Annotated in this window: 21 protein-coding genes and 1 pseudogene; 12 read left to right on the top strand and 10 right to left on the bottom strand. The window is 33.3% G+C overall.

Annotation, left to right across the window (positions count from 1 at the left end; genetic code table 11):
- The first annotated feature begins 68 nt into the window (after positions 1–68).
- The 6 genes and pseudogenes from ffh to ACPWTF_RS08605 all read left to right on the top strand — a co-directional run bounded on the left by ffh (position 69) and on the right by ACPWTF_RS08605 (position 6,539).
- Positions 69–1,433: a signal recognition particle protein gene (gene ffh, locus ACPWTF_RS08630; protein WP_095929402.1), complete on the top strand. Its 1,365-nt coding sequence runs from the start codon at positions 69–71 to the stop codon at positions 1,431–1,433.
- A 130-nt stretch (positions 1,434–1,563) separates the two neighbouring features.
- Positions 1,564–2,449: pseudogene (locus tag ACPWTF_RS08625) on the top strand (bifunctional 5,10-methylenetetrahydrofolate dehydrogenase/5,10-methenyltetrahydrofolate cyclohydrolase).
- 391 nt (positions 2,450–2,840) lie between these two features.
- The gene (locus tag ACPWTF_RS08620; protein ID WP_250837351.1) at positions 2,841–3,767 is read left to right on the top strand and encodes a magnesium transporter CorA family protein; all 927 of its coding nucleotides are present in this window, start codon (positions 2,841–2,843) and stop codon (positions 3,765–3,767) included.
- Between the two features lie 410 nt (positions 3,768–4,177).
- Positions 4,178–4,792, top strand: a complete 615-nt coding sequence (locus ACPWTF_RS08615; RefSeq protein ID WP_427875155.1) for a hypothetical protein — start codon at positions 4,178–4,180, stop codon at positions 4,790–4,792.
- A gap of 4 nt (positions 4,793–4,796) precedes the next feature.
- Positions 4,797–5,087 (top strand): winged helix-turn-helix domain-containing protein, encoded by a 291-nt coding sequence (locus ACPWTF_RS08610; RefSeq protein ID WP_095929406.1) that lies wholly within the window; start codon positions 4,797–4,799, stop codon positions 5,085–5,087.
- Between the two features lie 60 nt (positions 5,088–5,147).
- Complete coding sequence (locus ACPWTF_RS08605; protein WP_427875154.1) at positions 5,148–6,539, top strand: DUF4173 domain-containing protein; 1,392 nt, start codon at positions 5,148–5,150, stop codon at positions 6,537–6,539.
- A 45-nt stretch (positions 6,540–6,584) separates the two neighbouring features.
- On the opposite strand, the gene rluF is transcribed toward ACPWTF_RS08605, so the two are convergent.
- From rluF to ACPWTF_RS08590, 3 genes are all read right to left on the bottom strand, one after another.
- Positions 6,585–7,418, bottom strand: a complete 834-nt coding sequence (rluF, locus tag ACPWTF_RS08600) for a 23S rRNA pseudouridine(2604) synthase RluF (protein ID WP_427875153.1) — start codon at positions 7,416–7,418, stop codon at positions 6,585–6,587.
- A gap of 108 nt (positions 7,419–7,526) precedes the next feature.
- Positions 7,527–7,874: an antibiotic biosynthesis monooxygenase family protein gene (locus tag ACPWTF_RS08595; RefSeq protein WP_250837347.1), complete on the bottom strand. Its 348-nt coding sequence runs from the start codon at positions 7,872–7,874 to the stop codon at positions 7,527–7,529.
- Positions 7,875–7,887: 13 nt separating this feature from the next.
- Positions 7,888–9,039 (bottom strand): cytochrome P450, encoded by a 1,152-nt coding sequence (locus ACPWTF_RS08590; RefSeq protein WP_427875152.1) that lies wholly within the window; start codon positions 9,037–9,039, stop codon positions 7,888–7,890.
- A 74-nt stretch (positions 9,040–9,113) separates the two neighbouring features.
- On the opposite strand from ACPWTF_RS08590, the gene ACPWTF_RS08585 reads away from it, so the two are divergent.
- Positions 9,114–9,794: an ArsR/SmtB family transcription factor gene (locus ACPWTF_RS08585; protein WP_427875151.1), complete on the top strand. Its 681-nt coding sequence runs from the start codon at positions 9,114–9,116 to the stop codon at positions 9,792–9,794.
- A 197-nt stretch (positions 9,795–9,991) separates the two neighbouring features.
- On the opposite strand, the gene ACPWTF_RS08580 is transcribed toward ACPWTF_RS08585, so the two are convergent.
- From ACPWTF_RS08580 to ACPWTF_RS08570, 3 genes are all read right to left on the bottom strand, one after another.
- On the bottom strand, positions 9,992–10,864 hold the full coding sequence (locus ACPWTF_RS08580) for an alpha/beta fold hydrolase (protein ID WP_427875150.1): 873 nt from the start codon (positions 10,862–10,864) through the stop codon (positions 9,992–9,994).
- Between the two features lie 163 nt (positions 10,865–11,027).
- Positions 11,028–11,807 carry a zinc ribbon domain-containing protein gene (locus ACPWTF_RS08575; RefSeq protein ID WP_095929412.1) on the bottom strand — a complete coding sequence of 260 codons (780 nt, stop codon included), beginning with the start codon at positions 11,805–11,807 and terminating at the stop codon, positions 11,028–11,030.
- A 3-nt stretch (positions 11,808–11,810) separates the two neighbouring features.
- Positions 11,811–12,905, bottom strand: coding sequence for a Nif3-like dinuclear metal center hexameric protein (locus ACPWTF_RS08570; protein WP_427875149.1), 1,095 nt, complete (start codon positions 12,903–12,905; stop codon positions 11,811–11,813).
- A 110-nt stretch (positions 12,906–13,015) separates the two neighbouring features.
- Between ACPWTF_RS08570 and ACPWTF_RS08565 the strand changes: the two genes are divergently transcribed.
- The 3 genes from ACPWTF_RS08565 to lpxK are packed head-to-tail and all read left to right on the top strand — an operon-like array spanning position 13,016 to position 14,551.
- A complete protein-coding gene (locus ACPWTF_RS08565) occupies positions 13,016–13,261 on the top strand; it encodes a DUF2683 family protein (protein ID WP_427875148.1) in 246 nt (81 codons plus the stop codon).
- Positions 13,243–13,524: a Txe/YoeB family addiction module toxin gene (locus ACPWTF_RS08560; protein WP_427875147.1), complete on the top strand. Its 282-nt coding sequence runs from the start codon at positions 13,243–13,245 to the stop codon at positions 13,522–13,524. The genes ACPWTF_RS08565 and ACPWTF_RS08560 overlap by 19 nt, the downstream gene beginning before the upstream one ends.
- Positions 13,525–13,528: 4 nt before the next feature.
- Positions 13,529–14,551, top strand: a complete 1,023-nt coding sequence (gene lpxK / locus ACPWTF_RS08555; protein WP_427875146.1) for a tetraacyldisaccharide 4'-kinase — start codon at positions 13,529–13,531, stop codon at positions 14,549–14,551.
- 24 nt (positions 14,552–14,575) lie between these two features.
- Here lpxK and ACPWTF_RS08550 read toward each other — a convergent pair whose 3' ends face one another.
- From ACPWTF_RS08550 to lipA, 3 genes are all read right to left on the bottom strand, one after another.
- Complete coding sequence (locus ACPWTF_RS08550; protein WP_427875744.1) at positions 14,576–16,747, bottom strand: ATP-binding protein; 2,172 nt, start codon at positions 16,745–16,747, stop codon at positions 14,576–14,578.
- A 29-nt stretch (positions 16,748–16,776) separates the two neighbouring features.
- On the bottom strand, positions 16,777–17,775 hold the full coding sequence (gap, locus tag ACPWTF_RS08545; protein WP_427875145.1) for a type I glyceraldehyde-3-phosphate dehydrogenase: 999 nt from the start codon (positions 17,773–17,775) through the stop codon (positions 16,777–16,779).
- 74 nt (positions 17,776–17,849) lie between these two features.
- Positions 17,850–18,716: a lipoyl synthase gene (lipA, locus tag ACPWTF_RS08540; protein WP_202005899.1), complete on the bottom strand. Its 867-nt coding sequence runs from the start codon at positions 18,714–18,716 to the stop codon at positions 17,850–17,852.
- 195 nt (positions 18,717–18,911) lie between these two features.
- On the opposite strand from lipA, the gene ACPWTF_RS08535 reads away from it, so the two are divergent.
- Together ACPWTF_RS08535 and ACPWTF_RS08530 are read left to right on the top strand one after the other, a co-directional pair.
- Positions 18,912–19,787, top strand: coding sequence for a M48 family metalloprotease (locus tag ACPWTF_RS08535; RefSeq protein ID WP_427875144.1), 876 nt, complete (start codon positions 18,912–18,914; stop codon positions 19,785–19,787).
- A 201-nt stretch (positions 19,788–19,988) separates the two neighbouring features.
- Entirely contained in the window at positions 19,989–20,861 is an 873-nt protein-coding gene (locus ACPWTF_RS08530) for a M48 family metalloprotease (RefSeq protein ID WP_427875143.1), read from the top strand.
- Between the two features lie 53 nt (positions 20,862–20,914).
- Here the strand turns inward: ACPWTF_RS08530 and ACPWTF_RS08525 are convergent, their stop codons facing one another.
- Positions 20,915–21,295 carry a PH domain-containing protein gene (locus ACPWTF_RS08525; RefSeq protein ID WP_095929421.1) on the bottom strand — a complete coding sequence of 127 codons (381 nt, stop codon included), beginning with the start codon at positions 21,293–21,295 and terminating at the stop codon, positions 20,915–20,917.
- Between the last annotated feature and the right edge of the window lie 29 nt (positions 21,296–21,324).

Here is a 21,324-nt window from a genome sequence, read left to right as displayed (position 1 = left end):
GCATTCAAATAAAAATTGCCTGAAATATCTAATTAGATTATCTTTGCACTTCATATAAAGAAAATGATATGTTTGATAATTTAAGTGATAAGTTAGATAAAGCGTTCCATATATTAAAAGGACACGGTAAAATTACAGAAGTAAACGTTGCCGATACCTTAAAAGAAGTTCGTCGTGCATTACTTGATGCCGATGTTAACTTTAAAATTGCTAAAGATTTTACTGCAAGAGTAAAAGACAAAGCAATTGGTCAGGATGTATTAACAACATTACAGCCAGGACAATTATTGGTTAAGTTAGTAAAAGACGAACTTACTGAATTAATGGGTGGAGACGTTGCTGGTGTGAACCTTTCAGGAAATCCAACAGTGATTTTGATGTCAGGACTTCAAGGTTCTGGTAAAACGACTTTCTCTGGAAAATTAGCTAACTTCTTAAAAACAAAGAAAAACAAGAAACCACTTCTTGTAGCGTGTGATATCTACCGTCCAGCGGCGATTAACCAGTTGCATGTTGTGGGAGATCAAATAGGTGTTGAGGTTTACTCAGAACCAGAAAATAAAAATCCTGTAGAAATTGCTCAAAACGCAATTAAACATGCAAAAGCAAACGGATTCAATGTTGTTATCGTCGATACAGCAGGACGTTTAGCCGTAGATCAGGAAATGATGGACGAAATTGCTCGTGTTCATAAAGCAATTCAGCCACAAGAAACATTGTTCGTTGTCGACTCTATGACAGGACAAGACGCTGTAAACACAGCAAAAGCTTTCAACGATATCTTAAACTTTGATGGAGTTATCTTAACGAAATTAGATGGTGATACTCGTGGTGGAGCTGCACTTTCAATCAAATCGATTGTAAACAAGCCAATTAAATTTGTCGGTACTGGTGAGAAAATGGAAGCAATTGATGTTTTCTATCCAGAACGTATGGCAGAGCGTATCTTAGGAATGGGAGACGTTGTGTCTCTTGTTGAAAGAGCTCAAGAACAATTTGACGAAGAAGAAGCAAGAAAACTTCAAAAGAAAATCGCTAAAAACGAATTCGGATTTGACGACTTCTTAACGCAGATTCAACAAGTAAAGAAAATGGGTAACATGAAAGACTTGGTTGGAATGATACCAGGTGCTTCAAAAGCCATGAAAGATGTTGAGATCGAAGATGACGCTTTCAAACATATCGAAGCGATCATTTATTCGATGACTCCAGGAGAAAGAAGCAAACCAGCGATTATCGACGTAAAAAGAAAAGCCAGAATTGCAAAAGGTTCGGGAACTAAAGTCGAGCAAGTAAATCAGCTGATGAAACAGTTTGACCAAATGAGCAAGATGATGAAGATGATGCAAGGCCCAGGCGGAAAAAATCTGATGAAAATGATGGGAGGTATGAAAGGGATGCCGGGTGGTATGCCAGGAGGAATGCCGAAATAATAAAAAGAGTTTCAAGTTTAAGGTTTCAAGTTAAGAAACCAAAACTTGAAACTTTTTTAATTCAATAAATAGTAAGTTTCAACAATAACATGAAACTTGAAACAAAAATTAAAACCTGAAACAACACACAATGCAACTACTAGACGGTAAAAAAACATCTAACGACATTAAAAACGAAATTGCAGCCGAAGTTCAATCCATAAAAGCAGCTGGAGGAAAAGTGCCTCATTTAGCAGCGGTTTTAGTGGGTAATAACGGAGCAAGTTTAACTTACGTAGGAAGTAAAGTAAAATCATGCCAAGAGATTGGTTTCGATTCAACTTTGGTTGCTTTACCAGAAACCATTACAGAAGACGAATTATTGGCTAAAATTAAAGAATTGAACGAAGACGATAATCTAGACGGATACATCGTTCAGTTGCCTTTGCCAAAACATATCGACGAGCAGAAAATTTTATTAGCAATTGATCCAGACAAAGACGTTGACGGATTCCACCCAACTAACTTTGGAAGAATGGCTCTTGAAATGGAAAGTTTTATTCCAGCAACTCCATTTGGAATTATGGAATTGTTAGAGCGTTACAAAGTAGAAACTGCAGGAAAACATACAGTCGTAATTGGAAGAAGCCATATCGTAGGGCGTCCAATGAGTATCTTAATGAGCCGTAAAGGAAATCCAGGTGATTCTACAGTTACGTTAACTCACAGCCGTACAAAAGACTTAGCAGAATTTACTAAAAACGCCGATATCATTATTACAGCTTTAGGAGTTCCAGAATTCTTAAAAGCCGATATGGTAAAAGAAGGAGTAACAGTTATCGACGTTGGAATTACACGCGTAGAAGATGCTTCAAACGCAAAAGGATACGTGATCAAAGGAGATGTTGACTTTGACGGAGTAAGTAAAAAAGCGTCGTTTATTACGCCAGTTCCTGGTGGAGTACGAGCCAATGACAATTGCAATGTTGCTTAAAAATACACTTTTAGCAAGAAAAATGAGAAGCGCAAGAAAATAATTCTCTTTCTAAGAATATATTACAAAGCCTGTTCTGTTGAACGGGCTTTCTTGTATAATACAACTAAAAAAAAATAACACATAGAACAAGATTGACTCTGGCTATGATTGATTTAAGTCGAAGCTCTGCTAACTCAAAACATGTAAAGAATTAAAGAAAGGCCTTGCGTTCTTTGCCGTTGAAAAATTGGAATTTGGAATTTTAAATTTGGAATTTAAAAATATCATTTTAATATATAATTAATAGTTTAAAGTTTTGGTTCTTAAAAATAAAGGATACTTTTGCACCACTTAAAAAACACTTCTCCAAATGGACGATTATTATTCGTTAGTATTTAATTAAAGCAGCTTTTGAAATTTCAAAATGCTGCGCTAAAAACCTGTATTTTGAAATGAAAGCCTTTTACACAAACAACAACGGATTGGTAGAAATCCAAAAATGGACTTCAAATTGCTGGATTCATATCGAATCTCCAACAGAATCAGACAAAAACTATTTAGTAGAAGAACTTCAAATTCCTGAAGCCTTTTATAATGATATCGAGGATATCGACGAAAGACCCCGTATCGAAATCGAAGACGGCTGGACACTTATTATTATGCGTATTCCAGTTAAAAGTGGTGATATTAAAATTCCTTTTCATACCGTTCCTCTCGGAATCATTTTTAAAGATGATATCTGTGTGACCATCAGTTTTTATAAAACAGAAATCATTGCCGATTTTGTGTCGTATTCACAACGTAAAAACATCGAAATTGAAGACAATTTCAACCTTGTACTAAGATTGCTTTTGTCATCAAGCGTTTGGTATTTGAAATATCTAAAACAAATCAATCATAAAATAAAACTCGCCGAAGACAACTTAGAGAAATCGATCAAAAATGAAGAATTGCAAGCCTTGCTTCAAATCGAAAAATGTTTTGTATTCTTCATCACTTCATTAAAGGCAAATGACGTTTTATTTCAAAGAATTAAAAATTTAAAAGCACACAAAGCCAATTACGACCCAGAATTATTAGAAGATGTCGAAATCGAATTAAATCAGGCACAAGACACAGCCAATATTTATAACAACATCTTAACAGGAATGATGGACGCCTACGCTTCTGTAATTTCAAATAATATGAATACAATCATGAAACAGATGACGTCGATTTCGATCATCTTAATGATTCCAACCCTAATCGCCAGTTTATACGGAATGAACGTGCCAAACGGTTTAGAAGAAAGTAAGTATGGAATCTGGATTCTGCTTTTAGTCTCTATAATTCTATCTACTTTCGGAGTTCTTCTATTCAAAAGAAGAAGATGGTTTTAATTCAAAATTTCAAAATAGTAAAAGCCTGTTCGTTAAGAATGGGCTTTTTCGCTTTTATAATTTGGGCGTGACCGTCCCGATATAAGAAGGCCAATATACTTTATGTAAATACGCCTTCTTATATCGGGACGGTCGGGCTATCCGCGCTACTTCGGTAGCATGCTCCTATCCCTCACGCAACTTTACGGTAATAAATAAACTCGCTTTCCTGCAAGGTTTCCAAAACCTTGTAGGTATTTTTGAGGCTTAAATTAAAATCTGAATTTCAGTTTTCATTTATATATTTCCTCGAATCTACAGGGTTTTCAAAGCTTTGTAAGCATCTATATTATTTTTGAAAAATAATTTTCACTTTTTTTATTTGCCAATTCAAAATAAATAATAACTTTGTATCGCAAAGTACTTTAATTATGAATCAAAAGCACCAAGAAGATTTAGCACATATTCGTTCCATGATGGAGCGCTCTTCACGATTTATATCATTAAGCGGACTTTCGGGAGTTTTCGCAGGTCTTTCGGCTTTAATTGGTGGAATCTATGTTTACCAGCTTTTTAAAGCAAACGGAATGGATTATCTAAATGATGAGCATAGATTATATTCTGCCAATCTCGTTTCAGAATTATTCTGGATCGGAATCACAATTTTAGTATTTGCATTTGCATTCGGAATCTTTTTCACCATTAGAAAAAGCCGAAAATACAATTTGCCAATCTGGACTTCAGCAACAAAAAAGATGTTGTTCAATCTAGCCGTTCCGCTTTTAGCTGGTGGAGTGTTTTGCTTGGCAATGATGTACCACGGTTACTTTGGTTTAGTGGCGCCATCGACATTAATATTTTACGGATTAGCCGTTATAAACGCAGAAAAATATACATTTTCGGATATTAAATATCTAGGTTTTTCGGAACTGATTTTAGGATGTATTGCACTTTTTAATATAGGATATGGTTTGATTTTCTGGATTATCGGATTCGGAATCCTACATATTGTATACGGATTAGTGATGTTCAAAAAATACAAATAACCCAATGGGAATTATTGATAAACTAAATAAAGATTTTGAAAGCCGTGTCAGACTGGGTATAATGTCCGTTCTGATGGTTAACGACTGGGTAGATTTTACCGAGATGAAAGCGCTTTTAAATATCACCGACGGTAATTTAGCGAGTCATTCCTCTGCGCTTGAGAAAGCAGCTTATATCGAAGTAAAGAAAGAATTTGTGGGCAAAAAGCCAAAAACCTCTTATCAGGTAACCGATTTGGGGCGTGCAGCTTTTAAAGAGCACTTATCGTACCTTGAAAAATTAATGAAATCATAAATAACGCTATTTTTTTACTCAAAAACTTTGAATTACAAAGTACTTTTAAATTTATCAATCATGAAAAAACATCAAATTATCTTAGCCTGTACAGCGGTTTTTATACTGCTTTTTTACAACCAATCTGTGGGAATCAATATTTCTATTTTCGGTGTAGTTCTTACACTCTTGATTAGTTATTTCTTTCAGGAGAAGTTTGTCGACAGATCACATTTAGTTCTTGTAGTGACGTCAATCTTGTCTTGTTTCGCCTTTGCATGGTATGGAGATGCAGCATCATTTTTTGCTTTAGCTTTATCCATTTTATTTCTACAATTTAAAACACAAGATGGAGAACTTAAAATGATTCAGGTTTTCCCGCTAATAGTCTTAAACGGATTTACTTCTGTGGGTAGAATATTTATTTTTAAGCAATGGCTTCCAGAGCGTAAAATCCACAATGATTTTGCTAAAAAATTAATTGCCTTTGTTCTTATTCCAATTATTTTTCTCGGATTGTTTTTTATCGTGTATTCTTTCGGAAGTGATCATTTCTCTTCATTATTTACAGATTATGAATTAGACATTAATCTTCCACAATTAATTGCAATGTGCATTTTGGGATTTTACATCTCGTTCAGTTTTTGGAATTATTGGGTTCCAGACACTTGTTATGAGTATAATCCGAAATTAAATAATGATTTCAGCAATATTTCTGAAATAAAAAATCAAAGTACTTTTTCGTTTTTAGATCTTGATTTTGAAAGGAAAAGTGGCGCAATTACTTTGTTTCTTTTAAATATTATGTTGTTAGTTTTTATCGCAACTTACAATTACGAGCAATTTTTTGAAGCAGTAGAAAAAACAAATCTAAGTTCTGATACGCATGAACGCGTAAACGCCGTAATTTTTTCAATCTTAATGGCAGTGGGCGTAATCTTATTTTATTTTAAAGGAGGGTTTAATTTTGATGAAAAAGCTTCTTCTTTAAAAATGCTGGCTAAAGTATGGCTTGGGCTAAATGTGATTTTAATTATAAGTGCGATTATTAAAAATTCAGAATATGTTTCTTTTTATGGTCTAACTTATAAAAGGTTAGGAGTGTATGCTTTTTTAATTTTAGCTATTATCGGATTAGTAGTTTCATTTCAAAAAATCAGCAAACAGAAAACAAATGCTTTTCTTTTCAATCAAATGCTTTGGTATTTCTACGGAACAATTCTTTTGTGCAGTTATGTAAATTGGGGCGGTTTAATTACGAATTACAATATTTCTGTAAACAAAGGAGTAGAGCCAGTTTTCCTTAGCGGATTAAATTTTAATGATGAAGCTCGACGAGAATATTTTAAAAAGAACAATTTAGACGGAAAATATGCAGAATCAGTTAGAGAAGAAATGATATGGAATTATCAAGACGCTAGCTTTTTATCTAAAGCTTTGTATTATGATTTTTTGAATAAAGAAAAGAAATAGAATAAAATAAAAAATCCCATTCCGTTAGTGAATGGGATTTCTGTTTTATTTATTATCTCCTCTTTTTTTAAATCGAGGATTGTGTTTTGAGATGAAATTTTTTCTTCTAGTTGGAGTTGCACTTGAATCCGAAGTTTCAACTTTAGGAAAACTTGCTTCTTCCGTTTTACTCGAAGGCTCAATCAACTGATTTAATTCTTTTATTTCAGCATCTGTTAAATCTCTATATCTTCCAACAGGAACATCCAAAGAAATATTAATGATTCTGATACGTTTTAACGCCGTAACTTCATAACCCAGGTATTCAGACATTCTTCTAATCTGACGGTTTAATCCTTGCGTTAAAATGATCTTGAAAGTGTATTTGCTAATTTGCTCTACTTTACATTTTTTAGTAACCGTATCCAAAATCGGCACACCATTTCCCATTCTCTGAATAAAACGATCTGTAATGGGTCTGTCAACGGTAACGGTATATTCTTTTTCGTGATTGTTTCTGGCACGAAGAATCTTGTTTACGATATCACCATCATTGGTCATAAAAATTAATCCTTCGCTGGCTTTATCCAATCTTCCAATTGGGAAAATACGTTTTGGATAATTGATATAATCAACAATGTTATTTTTAACCTCTAAGTTGGTAGTACATTCGATTCCGACTGGTTTATTGAAAGCCAGATAAACCAGTTTCTCGTTTTTTTCAACGATTAATTTTCCGTCAATACGTACTTCATCATCTGGCGAAACTTTAGTTCCCATTTCAGCCACAGCGCCATTTATTGTAACGCGTCCTTCTTCGATTAATTTATCGGCTTCACGACGAGAACAATAACCAGTTTCTCCTATAAATTTATTGAGACGTTTCAAATTTTCTTCCATACTGCAAAAGTAGGCAAAAGTTTAGATATCTTAGAATTTTAGAATTTAGACTTTAGATTTTTGAGAAAAAACTTAGAACCTTAGTAGCTTAGAATCTTAGCACCTTTTCTACGAATCATGAAAAACTGAACTATCACTCGGCGTTTCTTTTCGATCAAACATTCCATAATCACGAACCACAGTCGCAATTCGTAAATGATAATCTTTAAAAACTTCATTTCGACCTTTTGCCTGCGCGTGACGATGCATTTCCAGATTTCTCCATTGCTGAATACTTTCTTCATCTTTCCAAAATGATAAAGACAACACTTTTGAAGGATCGGTAAAACTTTGAAATCGTTCTATAGAAATGAATCCTTCAATATGGTCTAATTCTGGACGCAGACTTGCAGCGATGTCCAGATATTCTTCTTTTTTTCCTTCGTTCGGAATTACTTCAAAAATTACAGCTATCATATTTTTATTTTTTTTATTGTAATGAAATCCAGATATTCTTCGGTAATCTGGCATTGATCATGGGTTCGTATTGAATATTATTTTCTAAAATGGTAATGGTTTTGAATTCATTAAACAGAAACCATAAAGTTTCAGTAGTTAAATGAATAGAGAAATGTTTCGCCAGACACATATGACCGCCAATTCCAAAAGTCAGATTCTCAGTATTATTATTTCTTTCAATATCAAATTTTGATTCATTTTCAAATTTCTTCGGGTCTCGATTTGCCGACGCAAGTACAACTAAAATGGAATCGTTTTTTCTAATTAGGCTTTCGCCGATGATAATATCTCCAACGGCAATTCGTCTAGTGTTTTGAATTGGAGGATCAAAGCGCAAAGTTTCTATTACCGATTTTTCAATTTCTGTTTTACTAGAAAAAGTTTTATTATTCAGAATCTGCAAGAGAGAATTGCTCAAAATTCCTCTTCCCGCATCAAAACTCTGAATAAACAATCCAATTAAATTGCTAATGCTTATTGTTTTAATTTCGTCAAGCGAAAGAGAATTTGATTCCGAAATTTTGGCTGATAAAGATTCGTAAAAGTTTAATTGAAAAAGCTGTTTTTCTACGATTGAAAATATTGTTGCTGAAACTTCATTTATAGATTTTACTTGTTCTTCTGTTTTCTGCGGAAGCATTATTTTAACCAAAGATTCTATTTGGTTTGCAATAAACTCACAATCTTTTTCTTCAAAATTAAAACTTTTCAGAACGACTAGAACTGGCAGTTTTTTGCAAACCGAATTTACCCAATCCATTTTATTTTCAACTAAATTGCTTTTTATTAATTGGGAAATAATCCGATTGATATCTACAGATTTCATTTTTGAAAACAACAACATTGCGATTTCTTTTGAAATTTCATGCTGTATCCCGTTTGATAATCTTGTTAAGTTATTTAAAATTTCTAATGCCGTTTTGTTCAGTTTTTGTTTGTTGTCTGGATTTAAAGCCGGAATCTCAGCTTTAGGATTTTTTAAAATAGAAACACAATCTTCATAAGAATATATTGCCCATATTTTATTGGTTTCATCCCAATACACAGGATTGTTTTGCAACATGGTTTTATAGATCAAATAAGGATCGCTGCTGTCAGATTGAAGGAATAAAGTTGACTTCATGTGGAATGTTTTTAGCAAAGTTATTTAACTTTACAAGGCAATAGTTCATTCTGCACTTAACTATGAACATCTAAATGGAAGATCAATTTATAAAAACAGCATCCTTAATTGGCGATCCTACGCGCGCTTCAATTTTGTGGACTTTAATGGACGGAAGGGCTTTTACAGCTACAGAACTGGCAGTAAGCGTCAACACATCTCCGCAAAATATTAGTATGCATTTAGGGAAGCTTCTCGATGCCGATTTGCTTTGTGTAGAAAAACAAGGGCGTCATAAATATTACCGATTTTCAAATAAAGAAGTCGCTTATGCGCTTGAAGCAATGGCAAGTTTAATTCCGAAACCTGAAGTTGCTTCGAAAAATAAAACTGAAACTTATCCACCAATAAAATTCTGCAGAACTTGCTATGATCATCTAGCGGGAAAGATTGGCGTGGCTTTAACGGATAGTTTATTGGAACAAAAAATAATCGTCAATCAAAATAACACTTTTGAAATAAGTTCAGATGGGAAAAAGTGGTTTTCAGATTTTGGAATTAATTTGGAAGAAGCACAAAAACAAAAACGAATTTTCTTAAAACCGTGCTTAGATTGGAGCGAACGCAGAAATCATATTGCCGGTTCAATTGGAACATTGCTTTTTAATAAAATGCTGAAAGAAGACTGGCTAAGAAAAACTGAAAATTCGAGAGCTATTACTGTTACTGGAAAAGGAGAGAAGGAATTGCTGAAGTATTTTAAGATTGTTGTTTGAAAATTTTAGATTTCAGATTAATAGATTTTACGCAATCTTGTCATATCGACTAAGGAGAAATCTTCGTGAGAAGCTCGACAAAGATTGGGTTTTCGTTACGGAGTTACTTGCGAAGATTTGCTCCGCCTGTTCGCTATCGCTCGAGTCTCCTTTGGCGAATGGCAATACTGCCGTTTTTAAGGGGAAAACTTAGTGTCTTAGCGACTTAGTGGCTCAGAACCTTCAGAAAAAAGAAACTCAATCACTTTGTCATACAATTCATCATCATGCATTCCGTGGCCTAAACCAGAGGTTTCAATAAACTGACTGTTTTTCCAGCTGTTGGCTATTTTTTTTCCTTCTTCAAAAGCAACGATTTTATCTGAAGTATCATGAGCAATAAAACCTGGAAGAGTAAATTGGGAAGCAAATTTTTGTCCTGAAAAATCGTCTAGTTTAAAGTTGAAACGATTTACAAATTTGGTTTCTAGAAGAGGCAGCATTTTTCTGTTCAAACTAAGCATCGCAATATAATTGTCGATCAAAGTCTTTAAATCAGAAGGTGCACCAAGAACAACCATTTTTTTAATGCTGGTATTCGGAAACAAATACTGATGATAAACGCAGGCTGCACCGCCAATAGAATGTCCTATAATAATTTCTGGCTGGTATTTTTCTACTGCTTTATTGATAAACTCAGCATAAAGCGGCACATTAAATTCTTTTCCGCTGCTTTGTCCATGAGCAGGAGCATCGATGGCAATAATAGTGCTTCCGGATTTTTGAAGGTGAGGTAATGTTTTTTTCCATCGCGCAGCATTGCTTTCCCAACCGTGAACCAATAGAATTTTGGTTTCATTTCCTTTCCAGATGTAGGTTTGAAAATGATGTTCGTTATGATGAAACGTTTCTGTTTCTGTATGTCGCAAAACTTTCGGAAGTTCTTCTTTTTTCAATCGGCCAATTCGCGGTTGGCTAAAAAGAGCATAAGAAAGCTCCATTGCTTTTTGCGGACGCACATAGCTCAAAAAATTAATATAAGATCCAACTGATTTTAATGTAATAAAACGAATGCCTTTTTTAATTCCCAAAACTTAATTTTTTTTTCTAAAGGTAAAAAATGTTTTGCCACAGATTAAAAGGATTAAAAAAGATTTTATTCAGCATAAGAATAATTTAATCTGCGTTAATCCTTTTAATCTGTGGCAAAAAAAATAAGTAAAAAAAAAGTCCCGATTTAATCGGGACTTGATATTAGAATTTTGCGAACAATTGTTCCATTTTTTCTTTTTCTTCTTCAGCTAATTGAGTATCAACTAAAATTCTTCCAGAGTGCTCATCAGTGATGATTTTCTTTCTTGAAGCAATTTCAACCTGAGTTTGTGGTGGAATTGTAAAGAAAGATCCAGCAGAAGCTCCTCTTTCGATAGAAACTACAGCTAATCCGTTACGAACACTGCTTCTGATTCTGTTGTAAGCTGCTAATAATCTGTCTTCGATTTGTGAAGCAAATTCAGCAGATTTTTCAGTTAAGAAAGTTTCTTCTTTCTGAGTTTCAGCCATGATAGCATCTAACTCAGATTTTTTATGTTTTAAATGAGAGCTTTTAGCATCAAGTTTTTCTTTTAAATTAGAAATAACTTCTTTTTTGTGCTCGATAGAAGCTTTCATTTCTTTGATTTGCTTTTCAGCCAATTGAATTTCTAATTCTTGAAATTCAACTTCTTTTGTCAAAGAATTAAATTCTCTGTTGTTACGTACTGATTCTTGTTGTTTAGTGTACTTCTTGATAACCTCTTTATGCTCCTCAATAGCAATTTTCTTTGCTTTGATTTGCTCCTCAATCACTTCAAGTTCACCTTTCAGTTTTTCTGAACGAGTGCTCAAACCTGCAACTTCATCTTCTAAATCTTCAACCTCTAAAGGAAGTTCTCCTCTAACGTTTCTGATTTCGTCAATTCTAGAGTCAATAAGCTGTAAATCGTATATTGCTCTTAACTTGTCCTCAACACTTAATTCTTTCGTATTCGTCATATTCTATAAGTACTTAACTGGATTTGTATTTTCTTCCGATAAAATGATTGCAAAATTAAGAATTTTTTTTCGAAGATAATCAACAATATAATTTTTTGTATAGCGTTCGCTCTCAAAATGACCAATATCTGCCAAAAGTAGCTTGTTTTCAGCTTCATAAAACTGGTGATACTTCAAATCGGCAGTCAAAAAAGCGTCGGCTCCAGCCTGAATTGCATTTTTTATGGCAAAACTTCCAGATCCTCCCAAAACAGCTACTTTTTTTATTTTTTTGCCTAAAAAAGCAGAATGACGAATTCCGTCGGCAATCATTTTTTCTTTTACACAAACAAGGAAATCTTTTTCATCCATTTCGTTTTCCAGCTCGCCAATCATTCCTAAACCAATAGTTTGGTGAGAATTCTTTAAATCGTAAATCTCATAAGCGACCTCTTCGTAAATATGATTCGCAAAAAGCACTTTTAAAATCCTGGATTGAAGATGTTTTTCAAAAACCACTTCAATTTTAATTTCTTCTCCTGTATGCAGTTTTCCTTTTTCTCCAATTACAGGATTGCTGTCTTCATTTCCTTGAAAAGTAAAAAAGCCTTGTGTGTTGAAACTGCAATTGTCATAGTTTCCAATTGTTCCAGCTCCAGCTTCAAACATGGCATTTCGAACTTTATCTGCATTATCTGGAACGGTAAATGTGACTAATTTTTGAATGAAATTTTGTTTCGGAATCAAAACCTTAGCGTTTGTCAATCCTAATGTATCGCAGAAAATTTTATTTACGCCTTGCGAATGATTGTCAAGCGCGGTATGAACGGCATAAATAGCAATATCGTTTTTGATCGCTTTTAAAATAGCGCGTTCCACATAATTTTTGCCTGTAATTTTTTTAATTCCAGAAAATAATATCGGGTGAAAACAAACGACTAGATTACAGTTTTTAGCAACAGCTTCATCAATAACACTTTCTAAGGCATCATGACAGACTAAAACTCCAGTAGATTCGGTTTCAGAATCTCCGACTAAAAGTCCAACATTGTCAAAATCCTCGGCGTAAGCCAAAGGAGCCATTTCTTCAAGAGCCGATATAATATTTTTGATTTTCATTTTCAGTTTTTTCCAAATTTTTGTTGGTAACAACTATTTATACTAATGGTAATAATAGTTGATACTAAAAGTACAAATTTAGTACATTTGTAATATAAAATTTATAAGTTATGACAACTATAAAAATTAACGAACGCACGAAGACGGGAAAAGCATTTATGGAAATGTTCGAAGCTTTTTTTAAAGGTCTTGATGGTATTGAGATTATTGAAACGGATAGTTATGGACAGGTTAATGAGGAATCAAGTATTTATAGTGCCGAATTTATTGAAAAAATTAAAAAAGCAGAAGAGAATATTAAACAAGGAAAAACGACAAGATTAAATCCAGATGATATATGGGGAAGTATTTTGTAGAATTTGACGATATTGCTCGTAAAGATTTGAAAAATCACTATAAATCAGGAAATAAAGCTACCATAAAAAAGATTGAAAAAATACTTTTAGAACTAACTGAAACCCCTTTTTTTGGAGAAGGACAACCAGAAGAGTTGAAGTATAGCCTTAATGGATATTGGGCTAGAAGAATTAATCAAAAAGATAGAATGATTTATCGGGTAGAAGAAGAGATTGTCACTGTTATTATAGTTTCTGCAATGGGTCATTACTCAGATAAATAATTCTATGAACTTACTTCGAAAAATACTTTTCCCTTTCGCCATTTTATACGGATTCATTACTTCAATCCGTAATTTTCTTTTTGATAAAGGAATTCTAAAATCCACTTCGTTTGATATTCCAGTAATTGCTGTTGGAAATTTAAGTGTTGGCGGAACTGGTAAAACACCTCAAATAGAATATTTGATTCGTTTATTATCTGATAAATATAAAGTTGCCACTTTAAGCCGCGGTTATAAACGAAAGTCAGAGGGGTTTGTTTTGGCTAATGAAAATTCGAATGCCGAAATTTTGGGAGATGAACCTTTTCAGTTTTATCAAAAATTTCCAAATATAATGGTAGCTGTTGATGCCAATCGTACAAACGGAATTCAGCAATTACTTTCTCAAAACGAAAAGCCAGAAATTGTGCTGTTAGATGATGCCTATCAGCACCGAAAAGTAAAAGCTGGTTTTTATATTTTACTGACTTCTTATGGTGATTTATATGCAGACGATTTTATGCTGCCAACAGGGAATTTGCGTGAAAGCAGGAGCGGAGCAGAAAGAGCGAGTATAGTAGTTGTTACAAAATGTCCTAAAATTTTAACAGAAGAAGAACAAATTGAGATTAGATTAAAGTTGAAGTTGAAAAGCAGTCAGAAAGTCTTTTTTACTTTTATAGATTACGATATGGTCATTTATGGAAAAAATGAAAAAATTGCCGTTAGCGAAATCAAATCTGAACCAAAATTGCTGCTGGCTGGAATTGCAAAACCAAAACCATTTTTTGATTATTTAAAAAATGAAAGTGATGAATGCTTGACTTTTCCAGATCATCATCATTTTTCTGATACAGATTTAGATTCAATTCGAAATAAAGCAAACGGAAGAAAAATAATCACCACCGAAAAAGATTATGTGAGATTGAAAGACTCAGAGTTAGTAGATCAATTGTATTATTTGCCAATAAAAAGCTCTTTCATCAATCATCAGCAAGATTTTGATGCAACGATTTTAGCGTATGTAAAAGAAAACACAAAATCTTAGCATCTCAGAAACTTAGTGTCTCGGTTAATCAAAAAACTTAGCAATAGTAGTATAGAAATCGTCTGGTACAAAAGGTTTTGTAATTACGTCATCCATTCCGAAAGAAAGAAGCATATCTCGGTTTTCGTCAAGCGAAATAGCTGTTAAGGCAATAATTGGAGTCGCTTTGTCAAATTCGCGAATCAATTTAGTAGCCGTCGTTCCGTTAATTCCTGGAAGATGAACATCCATTAAAATCATGTCAAAGCGTTTAACTTTTAAAAGTTCGACAGCATCTTCTCCATTGTCAACAATTTCGCAAGTGATATTTTTGTTTTCCAACATTTTGCGAGTGATCATTTGATTGATCTTGTTGTCCTCAATCAATAAAATAGATTTGTTTTTCAATTGTTTGTCATTATAAGGTTTTACTTCTTCGATTACTTCCAATGGTTCATTATTGATTTTGAAGTTTAACTTGAAGGTAAATGTAGAACCTTTACCTACTTCACTTTTTAATTTTATTTCGCCTCCTAAAAGTTCTATTAATTTTTTTACAATTGTAAGACCAAGACCTGTTCCTCCATATTTTCTGTTTACCTCAATAGAACCTTGAGAAAAGCTCTCAAAAACAGATTGAAGCTTGTCTTCTGGAATTCCGATTCCAGTGTCGACAATTTCAAAATAAACGGTTGCATTTTCTTCTTCCTGAGAATAAAGTTTTGCGATAACATTTACGTGGCCGTTCTGAGTAAATTTTAAAGCATTGTTGATTAAGTTTAATATAATCTGAGATAATTTGGTTGGATCTCCAATTAGATTGTCAGGAATGGTTTTATCTATTTCTAGGTTGAAGTAATTCTTATTGGCGGTTGCCAATTCTTTTAATGAACTTTGAATGTTGAAAAGCAGTTCTTTGAGATTAAAACTGATATTTTCAATTTCGACTTTAGTCGAATCAATTTTGTTGATCTCTAAAATTTCGTTGATAAAAGTGGTCAAATAATTCCCAGAGAATTTTAAAGATTCTAAGTACTTTAATTGTTTTTTCTTCGGTTTGTCTTCCAGTAGAATATGGGTAATTCCGTTAATTGCATTCAAAGGTGTCCGGAGTTCATGGCTTACTGTAGATAAAAATTCAGATCTTGCTTTTGATGCTTTTTCTGCTTTGTTTTTGGCCAGAATCAATTCTTTATTCTTTTCCCGAAGCAATAAATTGTTCTGATTTCTGATGATGTTGTTTTTGTATAGAGCTAAACTCAAAAGGGATAAAATCGAAATCAAAGCAATTGCCAAAATACTAACCAATTTAGAATAGCGATATGTTTTGAGTTGAAATTTTTCTTCGCTTTCTTTCTTAATTGTGTTGCTTAAAGATTGATTTTTTTTGAACTTTTGAAATTCATCCAAATCAATTTTGGCATTTTTTAGTTTTAGCATATAATTTTCCAGCTGATAATGCTCGTCTAGGTAGGAATATGCCAAATCATAGTTTTTATTTTGTTTGTAGTATTGGCTTATGGCTAAAACGATTTTCGATTTCTTCGGAAAATCATTGATTTTGTCATTGTAATCTAAGGCTTTATTAAAATATATAATTGCCGAATCGTTTCTTTTAAGTTGCCCTTCAATTAAACCAAGCTGATAATAGGTATCTACTTTGGTTTTTATAATTGCATTGTTGTCTGGTTTTTTAGTAATCGCTTTAAAAGTCTTTATAGCCGATTTAAGATCGTTATTGGTTTTAAATGCTAAAGCTTTCTGATAATTTAATATTTCTGCGTTATCATTGATATTCAGATTTTTTAGTAAATCTTTGGCTTTTGTATAATAAACATTAGCCGTTTTGTAATCGCCTTTTGCAGTATTGGTTACGCCAATATAATGCAATGCCAAAACTTTTGTGCAGCTTGGTTTTAAAGTATCAAATAAAGAAACCGTTTTATGGAAGTTTTTTAAAGCGTCTTCAAATTTTCTCTGATTGTAATAGATTTTTCCGAGCTTAAAAGTCTGATTGGCCAAATTCTCTTTTTTGCCATTTTCCTCACAGAAATTAATCGACTTTTCGGTGTAATAAACCGCCTGATCAAACTTTTTATTGTTAAGGTTAGAATTAGCCAGCTTGTTATAATAGGTAACACTATCCGTATTCTTTTTAGCTTGAGAATACAAAAATGAGTTTAAAAAACAAACAACAATAAAAAGATAGTATTTCATCATGTATGGCAACGCTATTACAATGAATCTTATTTTTTTCTTATCAGTAAAATTAAATCGATCAATCTTGATGAATAGCCAATTTCGTTATCGTACCAGCCTACAACTTTTACCATTTTATCGATAACCGAAGTTAGCTGTGCATCAAATAAACAAGAATGTGTATTGCCAATTACATCAACCGAAACAATCGGATCTTCGGTATAATCTAATATTCCTTTTAAATTTGTCTTTGAGGCTTGTTGGAATGCTTTATTTATTTCTTCAATGCTCACGGCACGTTTTACATTGAAGGTTATGTCTGTTAATGAACCGTCTGGAACTGGGACTCTAATACCACAGCCACCCATTTTATTGTGCAATTTAGGAAAAATTTTTGTTAATGCCTTAGCTGCACCTGTAGTTGTTGGAACAATCGACTGGCTGGCACCTCTCGCACGGCGTAAATCCTTATGTGGCTGGTCATGAAGACTTTGGTCTGTCGTGAAAGAATGTATAGTGGTAATGTAAGCTTGCTCAATTCCGCACAATTCTTCGATAATTTTGATCATCGGAGCTGCATTGTTTGTTGTACAGCTTGCATTAGAAACTATATCTTCGTTTCCATCCAAAATATGTTCGTTTACACCAAGAACTACCGTTTTGATCGTGTCAACTTCTGATGGAGCCGAAAGAATTACTTTTTTTGCTCCAGCTTCCAGATGCGCATTTAATTCTTCATGCGTTTTATATTTACCTGTCGATTCAATCACAATATCAATCGAATGCGACTTCCAGTCTATGTTTGAAATGTTTTTTTCATGAAAAAAGAAAAAATGCCTTCCGTCTACAATGATACTATTTTCGTCATGAATTACTTCGGATTTCAAAACACCGTGAATACTGTCATATTTAATTAAATGCGACATGGTTTTGTTGTCTGCAATGTCATTTATAGCAACGACTTCGATTTCGGGGTGATTTAAAAGCAATCGGAATAAATTTCTTCCAATTCTTCCAAATCCATTAATAGCAATTCTTGTTTTCAATTTTTTATTTATTCGTTTAACTGTTTAATCGTTTAATCGGTTTTACAATTAAACGATTAAACGATTAAACTTTTTTATAAAATATGTTTTTGCGCTTTATAGGAAGAACGAACAAGAGGTCCGCTCTCGACATGTCTGAAACCTAATTCAAGACCAAATTTTTCATATCTGGCAAATTGTTCGGGTGTAATAAATTCTTTTACAGGAAGATGTTTTTTACTTGGCTGTAAATACTGTCCAATTGTAACCACATCAACATTTGCATTTCTCAAATCGGTCATAGTCTGGAAAACTTCTTCTTCAGTTTCTCCAAGACCAAGCATAATTCCAGATTTTGTTCTGTTGATTCCTTTTTCTTTCAGATAACGAAGCACTTCTAAACTTCTGTCATATTTAGCTTGAATACGAACTTCGCGAGTCAAACGTCGTACAGTTTCCATGTTATGAGAAACAACTTCAGGATTTGCTTCTACAATACGATCAAGGTTTCTTTCAATTCCTTGAAAATCTGGGATCAAAGTTTCAAGAGTAGTTTGAGGATTCATTCTTCTAATGGCTCTCACGGTTTCCATCCAAATAATAGAACCACCGTCTTTAATATCGTCTCTATCAACGCTTGTGATTACAGCATGTTTGATATTCATGATTTTAATAGAACGAGCTACTTTTTCAGGCTCATCCCAATCTACCGTTTCTGGTCTGCCTGTTTTTACACCGCAAAAACCGCAAGAACGCGTACAAACATTTCCTAAAATCATGAAAGTTGCTGTTCCTTCGCCCCAGCACTCTCCCATGTTGGGACAGCTTCCAGAAGTACAAATGGTATTTAAACTATATTTATCAACTAAACCTCTAAGTTCAGTATATTTTTGTCCGATAGGTAATTTTACTTTTAACCACTTTGGTTTTGTGGTTTGTATATTTTCAGTGACTGTTTCCATATATCAATGTTCAAAGTGCAAAGATACGGAATGTAGTTTATTTTGAGATGTTTATTTGCTTTTCCTTTGCTTTTTCGAATATGCTTTTTCAAAATTTTATGCTTATGCCTTAATCTATTGCAAATTTGTCTTTTTGGGATACTATAAAGAAAAAACGGGGGATAATTTTACCCTATATTTTAAAAGATTAAGAACATGAAAAAGAAATTTGTTGTATTAGGAGTTTTAGTTGCAATCTTAGGTCTTACTAAAATGAATGCACAGGAGGGCTCAGATAAGAAAGAATTATCGCTTTTAGATAAAACTATGTTAGGCTTTACTTTTAGTGACGCCGATGCAGTAGCTATGGCTCAAAAAGGGATTACAGAACTAGATGCAAATAATCCGGTGGCTGAAGCGACAGATGGTTATGCAATTCGATTAAATCGCTTATTTGGAAAACATTCTTCTAGTGAGGGCGTTACTTTGAATTATAAAGTTTATTTAGTAAAAGACATAAATGCTTTTGCTTGTGCGGATGGAAGTGTTCGTGTATTTGCAGGTTTAATGAATATTATGGACGATAATGAATTACTGGCAATTATTGGGCATGAAATTGGCCATGTGGTAAATCATGATAGTAAAAATGGGATTAAAGCATTTTATAAAAAAGAAGCTTTATTGCATGCAGCGGCATCACAGTCGGATATTGTATCTACTATTTCAAAATCTGAATATGGAAAATTAGGAAGTGCAATGATTGATAGTGGGCATAATAGAAAACAAGAGTCTAAAGCAGATTCTTTTGCTTACGATTTTATGAAAAAAAATGGTTACGATGTTAACGCTGTGGAGTCATCTTTTAGAATTCTACAAAAAATAAGTGAAGGAGCAGACTCATCTTTTATTTCAAGAATGCAGAGTTCTCATCCAAATCCAGGAAAAAGGGCTGATGAAGCCAAAAAAAGAGCAATAAAAGATGGTTTATATCATGTTTATGAGCAACAGAAAATTGTCAATACAGCTCCAGTAACTGCTACAAAAAAGACAACCACAGCAACAAAAAAAACAAGTGCAGCAAAAAAGAAATAAGTTATGCATTATTCAAAACTGGTAAATCTAAAGAGTTTGCCGGTTTTTTTCTTTTTAGAATAGTAGCAAAATCGACTGTCTATTGATTATCAGCTCATAAAAATGTTATATCTTTATTTGTTGAAAAACAAGTTTTGTATGAAATTAAAATAGCATTTTGTTATGCTACATTTGTTGTTAAATTGTAATTATAAAAAAAATATGAAAAAGAAATTTATAATAGCGGGACTTTTATTTGCAGCATTTGGTTTAACTAAAATGAATGCTCAGATTAATTTTGGAGATAAGGCGATTGGAGCAGTTCAAAAAGGTGTTACAGGTTTTACTTTTAGTAATGCCGATGCTGCAAAATTATCTAAAGAAGCGGTAGATAAATTAGATGCCGAACATGAAATTGCTGGACCAACTGACGGTTACACTTTAAGATTAAATCGTGTTTTTGGAAAACATGCTTCTGGTGACGGATTTACTTTAAATTATAAAGTATATAAGTTAAAAGAAGTAAATGCTTTTGCAACTGCAGACGGAAGCGTTCGTGTATATTCAGGTTTAATGGATATTATGGATGACAATGAATTAATTGCTGTAATTGGGCATGAAATCGGACACGTAGCAAACAATGATTCGAGAGATGCTATTCGCGCGGCTTATCAAAAAGAAGCTTTAATGGATGGAGCAGCTTCTCAATCTGCAACAGTGGCGACAGTTACCGATAGTCAGCTTGGAAAAATTGGAAGCGCAATTATTGATAGTAAATATAGCCGTAAACAAGAATCTGAGGCAGATTTATTTGCTTACAATTTCATGAAAAAAAATGGTTACGATGTCAATGCTGAAGAATCTGCTTTTAGAATTTTGGCAAAAATGAGTGAAGGGTCACAAGCTTCGTTTATTGATCAAATGATGAGCTCGCATCCAGATTCTCAGAAAAGAGCAGATGAAGCTAAGAAAAGAGCAGAAAAAGACGGTTTGTACAAACCTTATGTGCAACAAAAGATTGTAAATACAGTTCCAGCAGCCACTACAACTAAAAAAGCAACAACCACTAAGAAAACTACAACCAAAAAGAAATAAGAGTTGTGTGTAATCATAAAAAACAAACCCGGCATTTTGCCGGGTTTGTTTTTTTATCCTAATACATGAAAAGCAAGAATCTTTTGCACTTCATAGACATTAACCGATTTATTAAATTGTTTTACAATACTCGGATGTTGTTCGCTTGAAATCCAGATTTTTAATTCGGCATCCAAATCAAAAGTTCCAGCTGTTTCTACACTAAAACGAGTAATGCTTTTATAGCCAATAGATTTGTATTCTGTTTTACTTCCTGTAATTCCTTGTACATCAACCAAGATTAATCTTTTGTTGGTGAAAATAAAAGTATCGCGAATAAGTTTAAAACCCATTTCGATTTCTTCATTTGCTGTCAAAAGCTGTCCGTATTTTTTAATTAAATCTTCTTGACTTACTGAACCCGCATTGCCAAGAATTGCTGAAAATATTCCCATTATTCTGTTTTAATTTAGTTAAAATGATT

It is taken from the genome of Flavobacterium sp. MMS24-S5 (assembly GCF_050320125.1).
Lineage (GTDB): Bacteria > Bacteroidota > Bacteroidia > Flavobacteriales > Flavobacteriaceae > Flavobacterium > Flavobacterium tyrosinilyticum.
Note: the sequence above shows the minus strand (reverse complement) of the source record. Positions and strands in the feature narration are given on the sequence as shown.

Excerpts from the sequence above, each read along its gene's own strand:
- ACPWTF_RS08615 (WP_427875155.1), top strand. The coding sequence starts at position 4,178 with ATGAATCAAAAGCACCAAGAAGATTTAGCACATATTCGTTCCATGATG.
- ACPWTF_RS08610 (WP_095929406.1), top strand. The coding sequence starts at position 4,797 with ATGGGAATTATTGATAAACTAAATAAAGATTTTGAAAGCCGTGTCAGA.
- ACPWTF_RS08605 (WP_427875154.1), top strand. The coding sequence starts at position 5,148 with ATGAAAAAACATCAAATTATCTTAGCCTGTACAGCGGTTTTTATACTG.
- ACPWTF_RS08595 (WP_250837347.1), bottom strand. The coding sequence starts at position 7,874 with ATGATAGCTGTAATTTTTGAAGTAATTCCGAACGAAGGAAAAAAAGAA.
- ffh (WP_095929402.1), top strand. The coding sequence starts at position 69 with ATGTTTGATAATTTAAGTGATAAGTTAGATAAAGCGTTCCATATATTA.
- ACPWTF_RS08570 (WP_427875149.1), bottom strand. The coding sequence starts at position 12,905 with ATGAAAATCAAAAATATTATATCGGCTCTTGAAGAAATGGCTCCTTTG.
- ACPWTF_RS08550 (WP_427875744.1), bottom strand. The coding sequence starts at position 16,747 with ATGAAATACTATCTTTTTATTGTTGTTTGTTTTTTAAACTCATTTTTG.
- ACPWTF_RS08560 (WP_427875147.1), top strand. The coding sequence starts at position 13,243 with ATGGGGAAGTATTTTGTAGAATTTGACGATATTGCTCGTAAAGATTTG.
- lipA (WP_202005899.1), bottom strand. The coding sequence starts at position 18,716 with ATGGAAACAGTCACTGAAAATATACAAACCACAAAACCAAAGTGGTTA.
- lpxK (WP_427875146.1), top strand. The coding sequence starts at position 13,529 with ATGAACTTACTTCGAAAAATACTTTTCCCTTTCGCCATTTTATACGGA.
- ACPWTF_RS08620 (WP_250837351.1), top strand. The coding sequence starts at position 2,841 with ATGAAAGCCTTTTACACAAACAACAACGGATTGGTAGAAATCCAAAAA.
- ACPWTF_RS08535 (WP_427875144.1), top strand. The coding sequence starts at position 18,912 with ATGAAAAAGAAATTTGTTGTATTAGGAGTTTTAGTTGCAATCTTAGGT.
- ACPWTF_RS08525 (WP_095929421.1), bottom strand. The coding sequence starts at position 21,295 with ATGGGAATATTTTCAGCAATTCTTGGCAATGCGGGTTCAGTAAGTCAA.
- ACPWTF_RS08575 (WP_095929412.1), bottom strand. The coding sequence starts at position 11,807 with ATGACGAATACGAAAGAATTAAGTGTTGAGGACAAGTTAAGAGCAATA.
- ACPWTF_RS08530 (WP_427875143.1), top strand. The coding sequence starts at position 19,989 with ATGAAAAAGAAATTTATAATAGCGGGACTTTTATTTGCAGCATTTGGT.
- ACPWTF_RS08585 (WP_427875151.1), top strand. The coding sequence starts at position 9,114 with ATGGAAGATCAATTTATAAAAACAGCATCCTTAATTGGCGATCCTACG.
- rluF (WP_427875153.1), bottom strand. The coding sequence starts at position 7,418 with ATGGAAGAAAATTTGAAACGTCTCAATAAATTTATAGGAGAAACTGGT.
- ACPWTF_RS08590 (WP_427875152.1), bottom strand. The coding sequence starts at position 9,039 with ATGAAGTCAACTTTATTCCTTCAATCTGACAGCAGCGATCCTTATTTG.
- ACPWTF_RS08565 (WP_427875148.1), top strand. The coding sequence starts at position 13,016 with ATGACAACTATAAAAATTAACGAACGCACGAAGACGGGAAAAGCATTT.